General features: G+C 61.6%; 16 protein-coding genes and 1 pseudogene. 14 read left to right on the forward strand and 3 right to left on the reverse strand.

The genetic code is table 11. The features are described from left to right. The 3 genes from cobN to JNB88_RS26940 are packed head-to-tail and all read left to right on the forward strand — an operon-like array spanning position 1 to position 4,899. On the forward strand, positions 1-3,840 hold the full coding sequence (gene cobN / locus JNB88_RS26930; protein ID WP_220358122.1) for a cobaltochelatase subunit CobN: 3,840 nt from the start codon (positions 1-3) through the stop codon (positions 3,838-3,840). A 1-nt stretch (position 3,841) separates the two neighbouring features. Further along, positions 3,842-4,474, forward strand: a complete 633-nt coding sequence (cobO, locus tag JNB88_RS26935; RefSeq protein ID WP_220358123.1) for a cob(I)yrinic acid a,c-diamide adenosyltransferase — start codon at positions 3,842-3,844, stop codon at positions 4,472-4,474. After that, positions 4,474-4,899, forward strand: coding sequence for an EamA family transporter (locus JNB88_RS26940; protein ID WP_037128545.1), 426 nt, complete (start codon positions 4,474-4,476; stop codon positions 4,897-4,899). Before cobO ends, JNB88_RS26940 begins: the two co-directional genes overlap by 1 nt. Here the strand turns inward: JNB88_RS26940 and JNB88_RS26945 are convergent. From JNB88_RS26945 to JNB88_RS26955, 3 genes and pseudogenes are all read right to left on the reverse strand, one after another. Continuing rightward, positions 4,896-5,697: pseudogene (locus tag JNB88_RS26945) on the reverse strand (helix-turn-helix domain-containing protein). The gene JNB88_RS26940 and the pseudogene JNB88_RS26945 overlap by 4 nt on opposite strands. Further along, positions 5,697-6,062: a nuclear transport factor 2 family protein gene (locus tag JNB88_RS26950; protein ID WP_220358124.1), complete on the reverse strand. Its 366-nt coding sequence runs from the start codon at positions 6,060-6,062 to the stop codon at positions 5,697-5,699. Before JNB88_RS26950 ends, JNB88_RS26945 begins: the two are co-directional and overlap by 1 nt. 98 nt (positions 6,063-6,160) lie before the next feature. Next, positions 6,161-6,946, reverse strand: a complete 786-nt coding sequence (locus tag JNB88_RS26955; RefSeq protein WP_220358125.1) for a TSUP family transporter — start codon at positions 6,944-6,946, stop codon at positions 6,161-6,163. 104 nt (positions 6,947-7,050) lie between these two features. Here JNB88_RS26955 and JNB88_RS26960 point away from each other — a divergent pair, with 104 nt between their 5' ends. From JNB88_RS26960 to JNB88_RS27010, 11 genes are all read left to right on the forward strand, one after another. Further along, positions 7,051-7,470 carry a cobalamin biosynthesis protein gene (locus JNB88_RS26960; RefSeq protein ID WP_338111050.1) on the forward strand — a complete coding sequence of 140 codons (420 nt, stop codon included), beginning with the start codon at positions 7,051-7,053 and terminating at the stop codon, positions 7,468-7,470. 74 nt (positions 7,471-7,544) lie between these two features. Next, the gene (locus JNB88_RS26965; protein WP_220358127.1) at positions 7,545-8,495 is read left to right on the forward strand and encodes a nucleoside hydrolase; all 951 of its coding nucleotides are present in this window, start codon (positions 7,545-7,547) and stop codon (positions 8,493-8,495) included. Positions 8,496-8,645: 150 nt separating this feature from the next. Continuing rightward, positions 8,646-9,488: a uroporphyrinogen-III C-methyltransferase gene (gene cobA / locus JNB88_RS26970; RefSeq protein ID WP_220358163.1), complete on the forward strand. Its 843-nt coding sequence runs from the start codon at positions 8,646-8,648 to the stop codon at positions 9,486-9,488. After that, a complete protein-coding gene (locus JNB88_RS26975; protein ID WP_220358128.1) occupies positions 9,485-10,792 on the forward strand; it encodes a cobyrinic acid a,c-diamide synthase CobB in 1,308 nt (435 codons plus the stop codon). Before cobA ends, JNB88_RS26975 begins: the two co-directional genes overlap by 4 nt. Then, entirely contained in the window at positions 10,789-11,787 is a 999-nt protein-coding gene (cobD, locus tag JNB88_RS26980; RefSeq protein ID WP_220358129.1) for a threonine-phosphate decarboxylase CobD, read from the forward strand. Before JNB88_RS26975 ends, cobD begins: the two co-directional genes overlap by 4 nt. Continuing rightward, positions 11,784-12,764: an adenosylcobinamide-phosphate synthase CbiB gene (cbiB, locus tag JNB88_RS26985; protein ID WP_220358130.1), complete on the forward strand. Its 981-nt coding sequence runs from the start codon at positions 11,784-11,786 to the stop codon at positions 12,762-12,764. Before cobD ends, cbiB begins: the two co-directional genes overlap by 4 nt. Before the next feature lie 170 nt (positions 12,765-12,934). Next, entirely contained in the window at positions 12,935-13,213 is a 279-nt protein-coding gene (locus tag JNB88_RS26990) for an acyl carrier protein (protein ID WP_007533215.1), read from the forward strand. 113 nt (positions 13,214-13,326) lie between these two features. Next, positions 13,327-13,809, forward strand: coding sequence for an ApeI family dehydratase (locus JNB88_RS26995; RefSeq protein WP_220358131.1), 483 nt, complete (start codon positions 13,327-13,329; stop codon positions 13,807-13,809). Beyond that, on the forward strand, positions 13,806-15,002 hold the full coding sequence (locus JNB88_RS27000) for a beta-ketoacyl-ACP synthase (protein WP_037128525.1): 1,197 nt from the start codon (positions 13,806-13,808) through the stop codon (positions 15,000-15,002). The genes JNB88_RS26995 and JNB88_RS27000 overlap by 4 nt, the downstream gene beginning before the upstream one ends. Positions 15,003-15,013: 11 nt before the next feature. After that, positions 15,014-16,300: a beta-ketoacyl-ACP synthase gene (locus tag JNB88_RS27005; protein ID WP_037128522.1), complete on the forward strand. Its 1,287-nt coding sequence runs from the start codon at positions 15,014-15,016 to the stop codon at positions 16,298-16,300. 54 nt (positions 16,301-16,354) lie between these two features. Next, the gene (locus JNB88_RS27010; RefSeq protein ID WP_220358132.1) at positions 16,355-17,383 is read left to right on the forward strand and encodes a zinc-binding dehydrogenase; all 1,029 of its coding nucleotides are present in this window, start codon (positions 16,355-16,357) and stop codon (positions 17,381-17,383) included. Positions 17,384-17,387 lie beyond the last annotated feature (4 nt).

Consider the following 17,387-nt stretch of genomic DNA (forward strand, 5'->3'; position numbering starts at 1 on the left):
ATGCATCTGCTTCTGGCACAGCAGGGATCGATCAGCGACGGCGAGGAGGCGATCGATCTCGGTCAGTCTCCCGGCGACGTCCTGTTCCTGTCAGCCGCCGATACCGAGCTTGCCGCGATCGCCGCCGCCTATGACGAGGCGGCGGCCGGTTTCTCGCTGCGGCTCGCAAGCCTGATGAGCCTCAAGCATCCGATGTCGGTCGATGCCTATATCGAGCGGACGGCCCGGCATGCGAAGCTGATCGTTGTCAGGGCGCTGGGTGGCGCCAGCTATTTTCACTATACGCTGGAGGCGCTTCACGCGGCGGCGGATCGATCCGGCGCGCTGATTGCCGTTTTGCCGGGAGATTCGAAGCCGGACGCGGGTTTGACGCCGTTTTCGAATGTTCCGCTTGAGGACCTGAACGCGCTTTGGGCCTACCTGATCGAGGGTGGCGATTCGAATTCGCGCGCGTTTCTGGACTATGCCAGCGCTTTGTTGTCGGGCGTGGAAAAGCCGGAGGCGGCATCGCCGCTGATGAAGGCCGGCATCTGGTGGCCGGGCAAGGGCGTGCTTGGCGTGGAAGAGTGGAAGTCGGCGTGCGGCGAGCGGGTTCGAGTCCCTCCGGGGATGTCACATTTTCCCGTCGTGGCAGTCAGCTTCTACGGTGCGCTCGTACAGAGCGGCGAGACAAGACCTGTCGAAGCATTGATTGACACCTTGCTTGCTGAAGGCATCAGGCCGCTGCCGGTGTTCGCCTACAGTCTCAAGGATCCCGTGTCGAAGGGCGTTCTGGAAAGCGTGTTTGATGTAATCAAGCCCGAAGTGGTGATCAACACGACGGGCTTCGCAGTATCCGCGCCCGGCGCGGATCGCGAGCCGACCGTTCTCGAAGCCAACGACGCCGTCGTGCTGCAGGCGATCTTTTCGGCCTCGTCGCGTCAGACGTGGGCCGCGTCCTCGCAAGGGCTGTCGGCGCGCGATCTCGGCATGAACGTCGCGCTGCCCGAGGTGGACGGCCGCGTGCTGTCGCGTGCCGTCTCCTTCAAGTCGGCCGCCCGCTACGATGCTAGGGTCGAGGCCAATATCGTCGGCAGCGAGCCCGATCTGGAGCGGATGCGCTATACCGCCCGGCTTGCCGCAAATTGGGCGAAGCTCCGCACCACGGCCGCCGGCGAGCGGCGCATCGCACTTGTCCTTGCGAATTATCCGAACCGTGACGGCAGGCTCGGCAATGGGGTCGGGCTGGACACGCCCGCCGGCACTGTCGAGGTGCTCAAGGCCATGCGCGCAGCCGGTTATTCGGTTGCAGACGTGCCTCGCGATGGCGACGAGCTTATCCGGCGTCTGATGGAAGGGCCGACAAATTCCGGTAGCGACGGCAGGGTCATCCGCGAATCGCTTTCCCTGAGTCGTTACAAAGCCTTCTTCGAAAGTCTTCCGAAAAAGATTCAGGATGAAATCGGCGTGCGCTGGGGTGCGCCCGAGGCCGATCCCTACGTCGTGGACGGAGCCTTTGCGCTGCCGTTCATGCGGCTCGGGGCGGTGCTGGTCGGCATCCAGCCGGCGCGCGGCTACGACATCGATCCGAAGGAAAGCTATCATTCTCCGGATCTCGTGCCGCCGCACGGCTATCTCGCCTTCTATGCTTTCCTTCGCCACGAGTTCGGCGCTCACGCGGTCATTCACATGGGCAAGCACGGCAATCTGGAATGGCTGCCGGGCAAGGCGCTGGCGCTGTCGGAGGAATGCTACCCGGAAGCCATCCTCGGCCCCATGCCGCATCTCTACCCCTTCATCGTCAACGATCCCGGCGAAGGGACGCAGGCGAAGCGTCGCGCCGGCGCGGTCATCATCGATCACCTGACGCCGCCGCTGACGCGCGCCGAGAGCTACGGGCCGCTGAAGGATCTGGAAGCGCTTGTTGACGAGTACTACGAGGCGTCGGGCGGCGATCCGCGCCGCATCCGGCTTCTCAGCAAGCAGATCCTCGATCTCGTCGCCGACATCGGCCTCGATCGCGATGCCGGCATCGACAAGGGCGAGAGCGAGACCGAAGCGTTGAAGAAGCTCGACGCCTATCTCTGCGATCTCAAGGAGATGCAGATCCGCGACGGCCTGCATGTCTTCGGCGTCTCGCCGCAAGGTAGGCTGCTGACGGATCTGACGGTTGCGCTGGCCAGGGTTCCGCGTGCGTTGGGTGAGGGTGGTGACCGGAGCTTGCAGCGGGCGATTGCCGTGGATGCGGGGTTGGGTGATGTTGTCGGGATTATGGGTGACGCAGACGGGGGTATGAGTGGCGCAAACCTCTCCTTCGACCCCCTCGATTGCGACATGGCCGCCACATGGACAGGGCCACGCCCCGATATCCTTGCGAGCCTCTCGTCTGACCCCTGGCGCACCCAAGGCGATACCGTTGAGCGCATCGAACTGCTGGCTGCGAAACTCGTTTCCGGCGAAACGCAGTGCCCAACCCTCTGGTCCCAAACCAGAGCCGTTCTGGCCGAGATCGAAACACGGCTCAAGCCTGCCATTCTCGCCTGCGGCGCTGCCGAAATAGAAGGCCTGCTTCGAGGGCTCGACGGCCGTTTCGTGGCGCCGGGACCATCCGGTGCGCCGACCCGGGGCCGACCGGACGTGCTGCCGACCGGACGCAATTTCTACTCGGTCGACAGCCGGGCCGTGCCGACGCCGGCGGCCTATGAGCTCGGGAAGAAGTCCGCCGAACTGTTGATCCGTCGTTATGTGCAGGATCACGGCGAGTGGCCGGTATCGTTTGGTCTCACCGCCTGGGGAACCTCGAACATGCGTACCGGCGGTGACGATATCGCCCAGGCGCTGGCGCTGATCGGCGTGAGGCCGGTGTGGGACATGACCTCGCGGCGCGTCACCGGCTACGAGATCATTCCGCCCGCACTGCTGCGCCGCCCGCGCGTCGATGTGACGCTGCGTATTTCGGGCTTCTTCCGCGATGCCTTTCCGGAGCAGATCGCTCTGTTCGACAAGGCAATTCGCGCCGTCGGGGTGCTGGAAGAGGATGCTGCGGACAACCCGATTGCCGAGCGGATGCGTGGCGAAGCCGCACGTCTTGAAGCAGCCGGACTGGATGCCACACAGGCTGGCCGCCGCGCGGGCTATCGCATCTTCGGTTCGAAGCCGGGAGCCTATGGGGCAGGGTTGCAAGCGCTGATCGATGAGAAGGGATGGGAGCGCCGCGCCGATCTGGCCGAAGCCTATCTCGTATGGGGCAGCTACGCCTATGGCGCCGGCGAAGAGGGCCGGGCGGAACGTGGCGTTTTCGAGGAGCGATTGCGCTCGATCCAGGCGGTCGTGCAGAACCAGGACAATCGCGAGCACGATCTTCTTGATAGCGACGACTATTACCAGTTCGAGGGCGGGATGGCAGCTGCGGCTGAAATGCTCGCGGGCGATCGGCCGTCGATCTATCACAACGATCATTCGAGGCCTGAGAAGCCGGTCATCCGTTCTCTGGAGGAAGAGATCGGGCGTGTGGTGCGCGGTCGTGTCGTGAACCCGAAGTGGATCGATGGCGTCATGCGCCACGGCTACAAGGGCGCCTTCGAGATTGCCGCTACCGTCGATTACCTTTTTGCCTTTGCGGCGACGACGGGTGCGGTTGGCAATCACCACTTCGAGGCCGTCTACCAGGCTTTCGTGGTGGATCCTGATGTCCGCGATTTCATGATCGAGAAGAATCCGGCCGCCTTCGCCGACATGAAGGAGCGGCTGCTGGAAGCGATCGACCGCCGCCTCTGGACGCCGCGCAGCAATTCGGCGCGGTTCGACCTTTCAGACACATTCGGCTTGCATCAGGGCAAGCTTGCATCCGGGGAACATTGAGATGACCGACGAAACCACCGAAGCCGCTGGCCACGACGACGCCCGCCACGCCGAGAAGATGGCGAAGAAGAAGGCTGCCCGCGACAAGATCATGGCCTCAAAGACCGATGAGAAGGGCCTTATCATTGTCCATACCGGGAAGGGCAAGGGCAAGTCTTCGTCTGCCTTCGGGATGATCTTCCGGCACATCGCGCATGGCAAGCCTTCGGCCGTCGTGCAGTTCATCAAGGGTGCGATGTGGACTGGCGAGCGCGACCTGATCGAAAAGCACTTCTCCGACATCTGCCAGTTTCACACCATGGGCGAGGGCTTCACCTGGGAGACGCAGGATCGCGCCCGCGATGTGGCAGCGGCCGGTGCCGCCTGGGAGAAGGCGAAAGAGTTGATCCGCGACGAGCGCAATTCCATGGTGCTGCTCGACGAGATCAACATCGCGCTTCGATATGATTACCTCGACATCAACGAGGTGGTGGAATTCCTGAAGAACGAGAAGCCGTATATGACTCATGTCGTCCTGACCGGGCGCAACGCCAAGGACGAACTGATCGAGATCGCTGATCTCGTGACCGAGATGGAGCTGATCAAGCATCCGTTCCGTTCGGGCATCAAGGGGCAGGCGGGCGTGGAGTTCTGATGACGCAGAGCTGGATTTTCTGGGCGGTGCTTTCGGCGGCTTTCGCCGCATTGACGGCGATATTTGCCAAGATCGGCGTCGCCGGCATCAATTCCGATCTCGCCACCCTGATCCGCACCGTCGTCATCGTCTTCATCATCAGCGCCATTGTCGCGGCCACCGGGCAGTGGCAGCCATTGTCAAGCATTTCAGGCAAGACGTGGCTGTTCCTCTGCCTTTCGGGAGCGGCGACCGGTGCCTCGTGGCTCGCCTATTTCCGCGCGCTGAAGATTGGCGATGCCGCACGCGTCGCTCCGATCGACAAGCTATCGATTGTCCTCGTCGCCGTCTTCGGCGTCGTCTTTCTCGGCGAGAAGCTCAATCTCGTGAACTGGCTCGGCGTCAGCCTGATCGCCGGCGGGGCGCTGTTGCTTGCTCTTTTCTAGGCGTTGCCCCGTGCCATTTGCCTGACAATCGCTGCCGTCTGTTCGTTGGCAGGAAAGAAGGATTCGATCGCCAACTCGGAGAGGGTCACGTCCGCAGGTGTCCCGAAGACAGTGGTTGTGGAGAGGAAGGACATGCGCCCTGCCTCGGTCTCCAGTTCGAGAGGGGTGGACGATACCAGCATAGTCCGACTTGCTTCCCTCTGATTGCTCCCGAGGTAGCGGGTAGGCTGACAGTTCCTTCATCAATTCGCCGAGAATCGGATCGCCTGTAACCGAAATTTGCTGGTGCAGGCGCTCGAGAAGATGTGCACGCCATTCGGGCAGGTTGGCGATTTTTGGAGCCAGCCCATTTGGATGCAGGCTAAGGCGGAGAACGTTGATCGGGCCTTCGAGCAAAGCCCGATCTCCGACGCCGGCAAGAAGCGGAGCGACCGCGTCATTGGCGGCAACCAACGTCCAATGCCGGTCGATTGCAAGTGCGGGGTAGGGTTCGTGCCCCTTGAGGACCATATCGACGGCCCGCCGAGCCGGTTTGAGCGCCGGATCATCGAGTGAACGCTCTGAAAACAGCGGCGCAAAACCTGCGGCAAGCAGCATCGGATTGCGGTCTCTGAGCGGCACGCCGAGCCGCTCAGCCAGATGCAGCAGCATGTCGCGGCTGGGGATCGAACGCCCGCTCTCGATGAAGCTCAGATGTCTCTGCGAGATCTCGGCCTCCAGAGCGAGGTCAAGCTGGCTCATTCGGCGCTTCTGCCGCCAATCGCGGAGATAGTCTCCAAGGGAGCGGGCGGGGGTCATCACGCGGCTTCCGGAAGCTGGTCGATGAAGCCGTGCACGGCCTTCAGCCGTCCGCCTTCGAGCATGGCGAAATCTGTGCCCTTGATGAGGTGTTGGCCACCGGCCGGCCCGAGGCCCCACGAAAAGCGCAGGCTGTCGCCATAACCATCGGCGGGCCCGAGAAGTTCGAAACGAAAACCTGGGAAGCGCGCGTGAACGGCTTCAACCAGTGCATTGATCTGCTCATGACCTTCGCCGCGCATCAAAGGATCGATATAGGTTGCCGTCTCGTGCCAGCTTTCAGCGATTAGCGCGACGCGGCGGAACGCGTCCGTCTCGTTCCAGATCGCGATGTAGCGCTGGGCTTTGGTGTTCGCATCGGTCATTGCATCATCTCCTGTTGGCGCCCGGTTCGTTCAGGCATCGCGATGATGGAGAAGAGCCGGCGCCTCATCAATTACGCCGGAGGTAATCGGACGCGGCGTCAGATTTCAAGCCAGACGCGGATCGGATTGGCCGGATCGGCCAGGAGCTTGATCGTGAAGGCGACGCAGACGACGACCAGCAGAGGCTTGATCAGGCGCGCGCCGGTTCGCATCGCCAGCCGTGAGCCAAGCTGAGCGCCAAGAAACTGGCAGACGCCCATCATCAGTCCGATCTTCCACAGGATCGCGCCAAATGAAATGAAGATGGTGAGGGCGCCGACATTCGAGCCGAAGTTCAAAAGCTTGGTATGGGCCGTTGCCTTCAGCATACCGAAGCCGGCGAGCGATACAAAGGACAGCATGAAGAACGAGCCGGTGCCCGGACCGAACACGCCGTCGTAAAACCCGATGGCCGGCACCAATGTCAGACCGAAGACGAAGGGTGTCATGCGGCGATGCTTGTCGACGTCATTGAGATTCGGCTTCAGAGCAAAGTAGAGCGCGATCGCCACAAGAAGGACCGGCATGATTGCCCGCAGGACGTCACCCGGCACAATCGTTGCCAAAGCGGCTCCGAGCGCACCGCCAAAGACGGCCATCAGCGCCATGGGCAGCTGTGTGCGCAGATGCACGTGTCCCTTCCGGGCATAGGCGATGGTGGCCGAGGCTGCCCCGAATACGGATTGAACCTTGTTGGTGCCAAGCGTCTGCAGCGGCGGGATGCCTGCAATCAGCATCGCCGGGACGGTAATCAGGCCTCCGCCACCAGCGATGGAATCGACGAATCCAGCGAGAAAGGCGGCTGCGGCCAGCATGAAAAGCAGATGAGGGGCAAGATCGGACAAGGAGGGAACTCTGGACCTGGACTGCGGTACGCGGCGCATGTTGCATTTCTGGGCCCATGCTGCAATGGCTTGCTCGATACAGGGGCGGGGTTTCGTTGTCGCACGTGACAGGAATTGTATTCGATAGAACACGCCGGTTCGCGCTCGGCCTCGGCTGTGAGCGTGGAGCACCGGAAGACGAGGTAATCGAGCTGGTTACCTCGGCGCTTGCTGCGGCGGCGATCGGCTGGGATGAGTTGGTCGCCGTTGCCTCCATCGATAGCCGGAGCAGCGAACCCGCAATCCTTGCCGTAGCGCGCCAATTCGGGGTGGTGCCAGAGTTCTTCAGTGCGGTGCACCTCGAGGAGGAAACGCCGAGGCTGAAAAATCCTTCAGCGATCGTTTTCGCTCGGGTGGGGTGTCATGGAGTCGCCGAATCCGCGGCGCTGGCAGCGATCGGATCGCATGCGGAGTTGGTCGTTCCGAAGATCAAGTCACGACATGCCACCGCAGCGATTGCGTGTGCCCTGTTGCAGAAAGATTAGCGGGCGTTATGGTGGCCGCCGACTTCGCGGCGCCGTCCGGCTGCCCTGCGACAATAACCAAAAGAGGCACACTCATGCACAAGGTCATTTATGACACGGATCCGGGCGTCGATGATGCAATGGCGCTGCTCTTCCTGCATCGCCATCCCGACATCGATCTGATCGGTATCACGACCGTTTTCGGCAACGCGTCGGTGGAGACGACGACACGCAATGCGCTGTTCCTCAAACGCGAATGGAACATTCCTGCGCCCGTTGCCAAGGGTGCCAGCGTCACCATCGATCCGACAAGGAAGGAGGGCGCATGGCCGACCTTCGTGCATGGCGAGAACGGTCTTGGTGACATCGAAGTGCCCGAAACGGTCGATCTCCCGGTCGATCCGCGCCCTGCGCATCGCTTCATCATCGATACGGTCCGCGCCAATCCCGGCGAGGTAAGGCTGGTGGCCGTCGGCCGCATGACCAATCTCGCGATGGCGCTCAAGGAAGATCCCGAGATCGCCGGCCTCGTGAAGGACGTCGTCATCATGGGCGGCAACTTCTACGTCCCGGGCAACGTGTCGCCGGTCGCCGAAGCCAACATCCATGGCGATCCCGAGGCCGCCGACATCGTTCTGACCGCACCCTGGAAGGTTGCCGTCATTGGCCTCGACGTGACCGCAATCACGACGATGAGCCGCGGCTACCTTGCCGACGTTGCGGGCAAGGGCGACAGCGCCGTCAAGCTGCTGAACGATCTCTCGCAGGACTACATAGATTTCTACAAGCACGCGGTCGAAGACGGCATGATGGTTCATGACAGCTGCGCCTGCGTCTACGTCGTCGCGCCTGCGCTGTTCTCCACAATCAGCGGCCCGGTGCGCGTCGTCTGCGGCGGAATTGCAGACGGGCAGACGATCGTGAAGCCGGACGGCCGCCGCTTCCCACCCGGTGCTTGGGATGGCCTGCCAAGCCAGGTTGTCTGCACCGGCATCGAATCCGAGAAGGTTATCGATCTCATCCGCGATACTCTGCTGCGGGCGTGAGGATTGGGTGTCGTCACGCCGATTGCGGAGCGCGAAATCGCAAGCAACGATCACCCGCGATAGAGCGGTCGGAGCAGGTGTGCCTTCACATCGCACGCCTGCCCGATCTGCAACGTTGACCTTGCCAGCGACGGGGCATAGATCATGCCAATGATCGAAGCTGCGTTTTCACATCTGCCGGCTCTTGAGCTGGGCAGCGTCTGGCTTGTTGGTGCGGGTCCGGGCGAGCCCGGATTGCTGACGCTTCTTGCGGCCAAGGGGCTGGCGGAGGCGGACGTGGTGGTTCACGATGCGCTGGTGAATGCCGATTGTCTGAAGCTTGCACGGCCCGAAGCCTTGCTGGAATATGCCGGGAAGCGCGGTGGCAAGCCCTCCGCCAAGCAGCGCGACATTTCGCTGCGCCTCGTCGAGCTTGCCCGTGCCGGCAAGCGTGTCCTGCGTCTGAAGGGTGGCGATCCCTTCGTCTTCGGGCGCGGCGGCGAGGAAGCCTTGACGCTGGTCGAGCACAATATCCCGTTTCGCATCGTACCGGGCATTACCGCCGGTATCGGCGGGCTCGCTTATGCCGGCATTCCGGTGACGCACAGGGATGTCAATCATGCGGTGACATTCCTCACCGGGCATGACTCCTCGGGCATCGTGCCGGATGCCATCAACTGGGATGCCATCGGCAAGGCTTCGCCCGTTATCGTCATGTATATGGCGATGAAGCATATTGCCCAGATCAGCCGTAATCTCATTGCAGCAGGGCGATCCCCGATGGAACCTGTCGCCTTCGTCTGCAACGCATCGACGGGTGACCAGCAGGTGCTCGAGACGACACTTGGCGAGGCATCAGCGGCTGTCGCGGCCTCGGGGCTCGAGCCTCCCGCGATCGTGGTGGTCGGGGAGGTCGTGCGGCTGAGGCCATCGCTTGATTGGTTGGGTGCGCTCGCGGGGCGGAGGCTGCGCCCCGATCCGTTCCGAGACTCGAACAGCAGGGAGACGGCATGAGCGGTTTGTTGATTGCAGCCCCGTCCTCCGGGTCGGGCAAGACAACGGTGACGCTGGGGCTTTTGCGTGCGCTTCGACGGCGCGGCGTTGCGATCGCGCCCGGCAAGGCAGGTCCCGACTACATCGATCCGGCCTTTCATGCGGCGGCAAGCGGTGTTGCCTGTCTCAACTTCGACCCATGGGCAATGCGCCCGGAACTGATCGCGGCTAACGCGACGCTGCATCGCTCCGGCGACCGCATTCTCATCATCGAAGCGATGATGGGGCTCTTCGACGGAGCGACGGACGGGAAGGGAACTGCGGCCGACCTTGCCGCCATGCTCGGTCTTTCCGTGGTTTTCGTCGTCGATGCCTCGCATATGTCGCAGTCGGTGGCGGCGCTCGTCACAGGCTTTGCCAGCTTCCGGGCCGATGTTCGCATCGCCGGCGTGATTCTCAACAAGGTTGGCGGCGAACGCCATGAGATGATGCTCCGAAAGGCGCTCGACGCGATCCGGATGCCGATCGTTGCCGTCGTCCGCCGAGACAATGACATCGCCCTTCCCGAGAGGCATCTCGGCCTTGTGCAGGCGGGAGAGCATCAGACGCTCGAGAGCTTCATAGAGCATGCGGCGGATGCCGTGTCCGAAGAATGCAATTTCGAATTCCTGCTGCGCATTGCCCGCCAAGGGCTAAACCGTCCATCCACTGCCAACATTGCGCGGCTGCCGCCGCTCGGTAGCAGGATCGCCGTGGCGCGCGACATCGCCTTTGCCTTTTCCTACGAGCATATGCTTCTCGGTTGGCGCCGGCGCGGTGCGGAAATCTCATTCTTCTCACCGCTCGCCGACGAGGCACCCGATCCGACGGCCGACGCGATCTATCTGCCGGGCGGCTATCCCGAACTTCATCCCGGACAGATCGCTGCGGCCGGCAATTTCAAGGCTAAGGTCATCGACGCTGCACGCAGGGGTGTGCGAATCTATGGTGAGTGCGGCGGATACATGGTTCTCGGGGATGGCCTCATAGATGGCACCGGAAAGCGTCACGAAATGCTTGGTCTCTTGCCTGTCGTCACCAGCTACGAGGAGCGCAAACGCCACCTCGGCTACCGGCGCGTGAAGCCATTGAATGGCTCGTACTTCGAGCAGCCCATGACAGCGCACGAGTTTCATTATTCGGACGTGGTCTCCGAAGGCGAGGCCGATCGACTTTTCGAGGTGTCGGATGCGTTGGGTAACGACCTCGGGCAGGCTGGCCTGCAGCGTGGCAACGTTGCCGGATCCTACATGCACCTGATCGACCTTGCCGAGGGGGCACGATGAACGCTCCGATCGTTCACGGGGGCGGCATCACGGCCGCTGCCGCGATCCATGGCGGCGAGACCGAGCACTGGCTTGATCTTTCAACAGGGATCAATCCTTGCCCGGTGCCGCTGCCGGCAATTCCGATGCGCGCGTGGCACCGGCTTCCTGACAGGCATCTGATTGATCAGGCGCGAGCGGCGGCGCAAAACTACTATCGCAGCAGCATTCTCCCGCTGCCTGTACCAGGGACGCAGTCGGTCATCCAGCTGTTGCCACGCCTCTTCAAAGCTGGCAGGCGGGTCGCAATCCTGACGCCGACCTACGGCGAGTATGAGCGCGCATTCGAGCGGGCGGGCTGCGTCGTTGATCGGGTCGCTGATCTGGATGACGTCAAGAGCGATCATACGATCGTCGTCATCGTCAATCCCAACAACCCCGATGGTCGCAGCCATACGCCGGACAGGCTCGCGGCATTCTGCGAATCGGTGCAAACGAGGGGCGGCTTTGTCGTGGTGGACGAGGCGTTCGGCGACACATGCCCGAAAATGAGCCTGATCCCTTTCGCTCCGCAGCTGCCGAATGTCCTCATCTCTCGTTCCTTCGGCAAGTTCTTTGGCCTTGCCGGATTGCGCTTGGGTTTCGTCATTGCCGCTCAACCAATTCTGGAGCGCATTGAAGACCTGTTGGGTCCATGGGCGGTGTCCGGCCCCGCTCTTTCGGCTGCAGCCGCTCTTCTGCGCTCCGACACAGATGAAATACAGCGGGCGATCGAGGAAAGAGCCAGGGCATTGCGCAAGGTCCTTGAGGAAAATGGCTTGCGGATTGTGGGTGGAACCGATCTCTTCGCGCTTGTCGATCACGAACGATCGGCCGATTTGCACTGGCATCTCTGCAAGCATCATATTCTGGTCCGCCAGTTTGACTATCAGCCACGCTGGCTGCGGTTTGGTCTGGCCGCGAATACAGCGGGCGACCAGCGGCTTTCGGATGCACTGCAGAGTTTCGCGCCATGACGTTCGACCATAACCTCCTCGTACTGGTTCTGGCCCTTCTTCTCGACAGGATTATCGGCGATCCCGATGCGCTATGGATGCGGCTACCGCATCCAGTCGTGCTGTTCGGCAATGCGATCTCGCGTTTCGACCGGATGTTCAACCGCGTCGAACTCCACAAGCGTGTGCGTCGACGCAATGGCGTGTGGTCTATCACCGTTCTGCTGGTCCTAAGCGCCGCCGCCGGCCTTTTGGTTCACTCGTTTTTCTCGCTGTTCGGCCCGGTCGGGATATTGCTAGAGGTGCTCTGCGTGGCGGTTTTCATGGCACAGAAGAGCCTCGGCGATCATGTGGAAGCAGTTGCGGCTGGACTGAAAAGCGATGGTCTGAGCGGTGGCCGGCTGGCTGTCTCGCGAATCGTCGGGCGGGATCCGGAAACATTGGATGAGCCCGGCGTCTGCCGCGCCGCGATCGAAAGCCTTGCTGAGAATTTCTCTGATGGCGTTGTTGCACCGGCTCTTTGGTATGCGGTGTTCGGGCTGCCCGGCCTGTTCGTCTACAAGATGCTGAACACAGCCGATTCGATGATCGGCCATAAGTCCGAGAAATATGTCGATTTCGGCTGGGCCGCTGCCCGGCTGGACGATTTCGCCAACTGGCCGGCGGCGCGCCTTTCGATTTTCCTCATCGCGGCAGGCGCGTGGTTGCGCCGAGGCAGCGGTCCCAGCAAGGAGGCGTTGCGCGTTGCCGCGCGCGATGGCGGTCTGCACCGCTCTCCGAATTCAGGACGGCCAGAGGCGGCGATGGCTGGCGCTCTCAATGTGCAACTCGCAGGACCGCGTGTCTATTCCGGGGTTGTCGTGATGGAACCGATGATCAACGGTGGCGGCCGCGAGATCGCAACGGCGGCCGATATTGAGGACGGCGTTTCGGTCTTTTACGCCAGTTGTTCAATCCTTGCGCTGACGGCCTTGGCGCTTTTTCTCGTGTTGCTCTAGCGCCGACAAGTGCGTTCGCGAACCGACGGCGCGAGAAACGACCGATTATCCTTTGCTGTTTAAGCAACACTTGCAGTGCAAATTGCGTGCCGAGACGGCGGAAAGCATTGGCTTTTTGAAATGGATTTGCCTATGAGGAGGGTTAAATCGTCATTTCAAGAGGTAAAGGCGTGACCGCTACATTCGATAAAGTTGCCGACATCATTGCAGAAACCAGCGAGATCGATCGCGATACGATCAAGCCGGAGAGCCATACGATCGACGACCTCGGTATCGACAGCCTCGACTTCCTCGATATCGTCTTTGCGATCGACAAGGAATTCGGCATCAAGATCCCGCTCGAGAAGTGGACGCAGGAAGTCAACGAAGGCAAGGTTTCCACGGAAGAATACTTCGTGCTGAAGAACCTCTGTGCCAAGATCGACGAGCTGCGCGCCGCCAAGGCCTGATCGGCACCGTCTCTTTTTCTCCGCCCTGCCGCTGTTAACCATGGCGGCCGGGCGGTTTTGTTCCTAAGTAGGCCTAGCCGCAGGGCAAGGTGTCCTTGTGGCCGGAGGATTCGATGCTACTGGAATACTTCCAGATGATTGACCGCATCGAGGCGGTCGACCTTCAGAAAGGCACGCTCAAGGCGCGCTCTGTCGTGCCGGCGAAAAGCCCGGTCTTTGAAGGTCATTTTCCCGGCATGCCCCTGGTTCCCGGCGTGCTTTTGATCGAAACGATGGCGCAGGCATCGGGTATGCTGGTGTTGGCGGTCACCGATTTTGCGGCGATGCCTTTTCTGATGTCCGTCGATGGCGCCAAGATGCGCACATTCGTCGAACCGGAGGCGGTGCTTGATATCGAGGCGTTCCTGGAGCACGACGGCTCGGGATTTGCGGTAACAAAGGCGAAAATCACAAGCGGCGGCAAAAAGGTTTGCGACGCGCAGCTCAAGCTGCGGACCATGCCGTTCAGCGAGGTTCCGCTCGGAGACATCGTCAAGAAGCGGGCCGGCGAAGTCGGCCTGATGGATGCGATCGCTGCGCAGGGAGTGAATGGATGAGCAAGGCTCAAAATGATGTCGTGATCACGGGCGTCGGCATTGTAACGTGCCAGGGCGTCGGCAAGGAGCCGCATATCGCGCTGCTCAATGCCGGGAGTGCGCCGCAGACGATCGTCGAGCTTGAAAAATTCAAGCCTTATCCGGTTCACCCGCTTCCGGAGATCGATTGGTCGCAACAGATCGCCAAGCGTGGTGATCAGCGGCAGATGGAAAATTGGCAGCGCATCGGCGTCTTTGCAGCCGGCCTCGCACTCGATGACGCGGGCTTCAAGGATGACGCGGAAGCCTGCGGCAGCATGGACATGATCGTTGCGGCTGGTGGCGGCGAGCGCGACATCAATGTCGATACGCTGATCGTCGACGAGGGCCTGAAGCGCAATGACCGCGAAGCGCTGCTTAACGAGAAGCTGACGACAGAGCTTCGTCCAACGCTTTTCCTGGCGCAGCTGTCGAACCTGCTCGCCGGCAATATTTCCATCGTCCACAAGGTGACAGGTTCTTCCCGGACCTTCATGGGCGAAGAGTCTGCCGGTATTTCGGCAGTCGAAGCAGCCTTCTTCCGGATCAAGTCGGGTGAATCGACGCACGCTCTGGTCGGCGGGGCTTATTCGGCGGAGCGTCTGGACATGGTGCTGTTGTTCGAAGCCATCAACGTCTACTGCCGTGACGAGTGGCAGCCTCTCTGGTCACGCGACAAGGGCGGCATAATTTCCGGCTCGGTTGGTGCATTCCTCGTTCTGGAATCTCGAGCGCATGCCGAGGCTCGTGGCGCGCATATCTACGCGTCGATCTCCTCCATCGAAGGCGATCGTGGTAACCGCAATGCAGGCAATTTCGAGAAGCGGCTGGAGCGACTGCTGGAGACCTCGGCGGACCTTCCGCCCGAGAGCACTGCAATCTTCTCCGGCTCTACCGGGATTCCGGATCTGGCGGAGCGTGAAAAGGCAGTTCTCGAACGCAGTCTTCCGGGCGCGGCCGTTCGCGGCTTTGGTGGCGTCACCGGTCATGGACTTGAGGCGCATTTCACCCTCGGGCTAGCCATGGCGGCACTGGCTGTCGACAGCGGAGCCAAGGTGCCGGTATTCGATCCGGCCCACGAGAAGCCGATGGGCGCCGCGACCAAGGCTGCCATCGTTACCACAGTCGGCCATCAGCGCGGCGAAGGCGTCGCGGTTCTTTCCGCGGAAGCGTGAGGAGTGTGCAAATGAAAGATTCGGCTTACAAGGATCATCTCGGCCGCCCGATCGTCGCAGTGACGGGTGTCGGTATCATCACCTCCCTCGGGCAGGGCTTGAAGGACAACTGGTCGGCGCTGACCGCAGGCACGTCAGGAATTCACGCGATCAATCGCTTCCCGACCGAGGGGCTTTCGACCCGTATCGCCGGAACGGTCGATTTTATCGACATTCCAGTCGCCAACGCGGTCGAGCGCTCCTATGCATTCGCGCGGGAGACCACGATCGAAGCGCTTGCCGATGCCGATATCAGCGGTGATTTCAACGGGCCGCTGTTCCTGGCCGCGCCGCCGATCGAGCCGGAATGGAGTGCGCGTTTCGAACTCGCCGACCGTTCGCCGCCTGCCGATCATGCCGGCGATGCCTATGACCGGTTCCTGGCTGCAATGCGCCAGCGTCCGGACGCTGCCTTCCATGAAGCATCTCTGTTCGGCGCAATTTCCGAGCGCCTGGCCGACCGCTTCGGAACGCGCGGCCTCCCGGTAACGCTGTCGACGGCCTGTGCGTCAGGCGCGACCGCGATCCAGCTCGGCATCGAAGCGATCCGCCAGGGCCGTACGTCGCGGGCGCTTGCCGTGGCAACCGACGGATCGGTAAGCGCGGAAGCACTCATTCGCTTCTCGCTGCTTTCTGCTCTCTCCACGCAGAACGACCCGCCGACCAAGGCCTCCAAACCGTTCAGCAAGGATCGCGACGGCTTCGTCATCGCCGAGGGCGCGGCGACGCTCGTGCTGGAGTCGCTCGAGGCGGCTGTGGCGCGTGGCGCGAAGATCCTGGGGATCATGAAGGGCGCTGGCGAAAAGGCCGACTCTTTCCATCGTACCCGTTCTTCTCCTGATGGTGGACCGGCGATCGCGACGATCCGGGCCGCGCTGGCCGATGCCGGCATGGGCGAGGGCGATATCGGCTACATCAATGCGCACGGCACCTCGACACCTGAAAACGACAAGATGGAGTATGCGTCCATGCTGGCCGTCTTCGGCGAGCGGATGTCCTCCATTCCGTTGTCGTCGAACAAGTCGATGATCGGCCATACGCTGACGGCGGCAGGCGCTGTCGAAGCGGTATTCTCGCTGCAGACGATGTTGACCGGTACGTTGCCGCCGACAATCAACTACACGAACCCCGATCCGTCGATTGTTCTCGATGTCGTGCCGAACAAGAAGCGGGAAAGCCAGGTCAGTGCCGTGCTTTCCAATTCGTTCGGCTTCGGCGGACAGAACGCCAGCCTTGTCATGGCGCTCGAACCGGCTTAATCGGTTCCCGACAAAACATCGAGACAAAACGCCCTTGAGGCGAAGGACTTTGCTATGCGCGCTTTGCAACTGATTGACGATCGCAAGCTTGAGATCACAGACCTGCCGGAACCCGAAGCTCCGGGTGCGGGTGAGGTTACACTGCGCGTCAAGGCCGTCGCTCTCAACCACATCGACGTCTGGGGTTGGCGCGGTATGGCCTTTGCAAAGCGCAAGATGCCGCTCGTCATCGGCGCCGAGGCCTCTGGCGTCGTTGAATCGATCGGACCTGGTGTCGCCAATGTTCTGCCCGGCCAACTTGTGTCGATCTACGGTGCACGCACCTGCGGCCTCTGCCGTCCATGCAGTGAAGGGCGCGATAATCTCTGCGAACATGTTTCCGGCGTTCACGGCTTCCATCTCGATGGTTTCGCGCAGGAGAAGGTAAACCTGCCTGCGCGCCTGCTCGTTCCGGCGCCTCCCGGTGTCGATGCGGTCGGCGCTGCACTTGCTCCGGTAACGTTCGGCACCGTCGAGCACATGCTGTTCGACAACGCGAAGCTCGAGCCCGGCGAAACCATCCTGGTGCATGCGGGCGGTTCCGGCATCGGCACGGCTGCGATCCAGCTCGCCAAGAAGATTGGCTGCACCGTCATCACCACTGTTGGCTCCGACGACAAGATCGAGAAGGCCAAGGCGCTGGGCGCCGATCACGTCATCAATTATCGCACCGACCGCTTCGAGGGCGTTGTCCGAAAGCTCACCAAGAAGAAGGGCGTCGACGTCGTTTTCGAGCACGTTGGCAAAGACACCTGGGCGGGATCGATGCTCTGCATGAAGCGAGGCGGTCGTCTTGTTACCTGTGGTTCGACATCGGGTGTCTCGACAGAGATGAACCTGATGATGCTCTTCCAGCAACAGCTGAAGCTGCTGGGCTCCTTCGGTTGCCGCATGGAGAACATGGCGAACGCCATGCAGAAGATGGGGCGTGGACTGGTGCATCCTGTCATCGACACAGAAGTTGGCTTCGACGACATCGACCGTGCGCTGGAGCGGATGGAATCGCGCCAGATCTTCGGCAAGATCATCCTCAAGATGGATTGAGCCC

The organism is Rhizobium cauense (genome assembly GCF_019511525.1).
GTDB classification, from domain to species: Bacteria; Pseudomonadota; Alphaproteobacteria; order Rhizobiales; family Rhizobiaceae; genus Rhizobium; species Rhizobium cauense.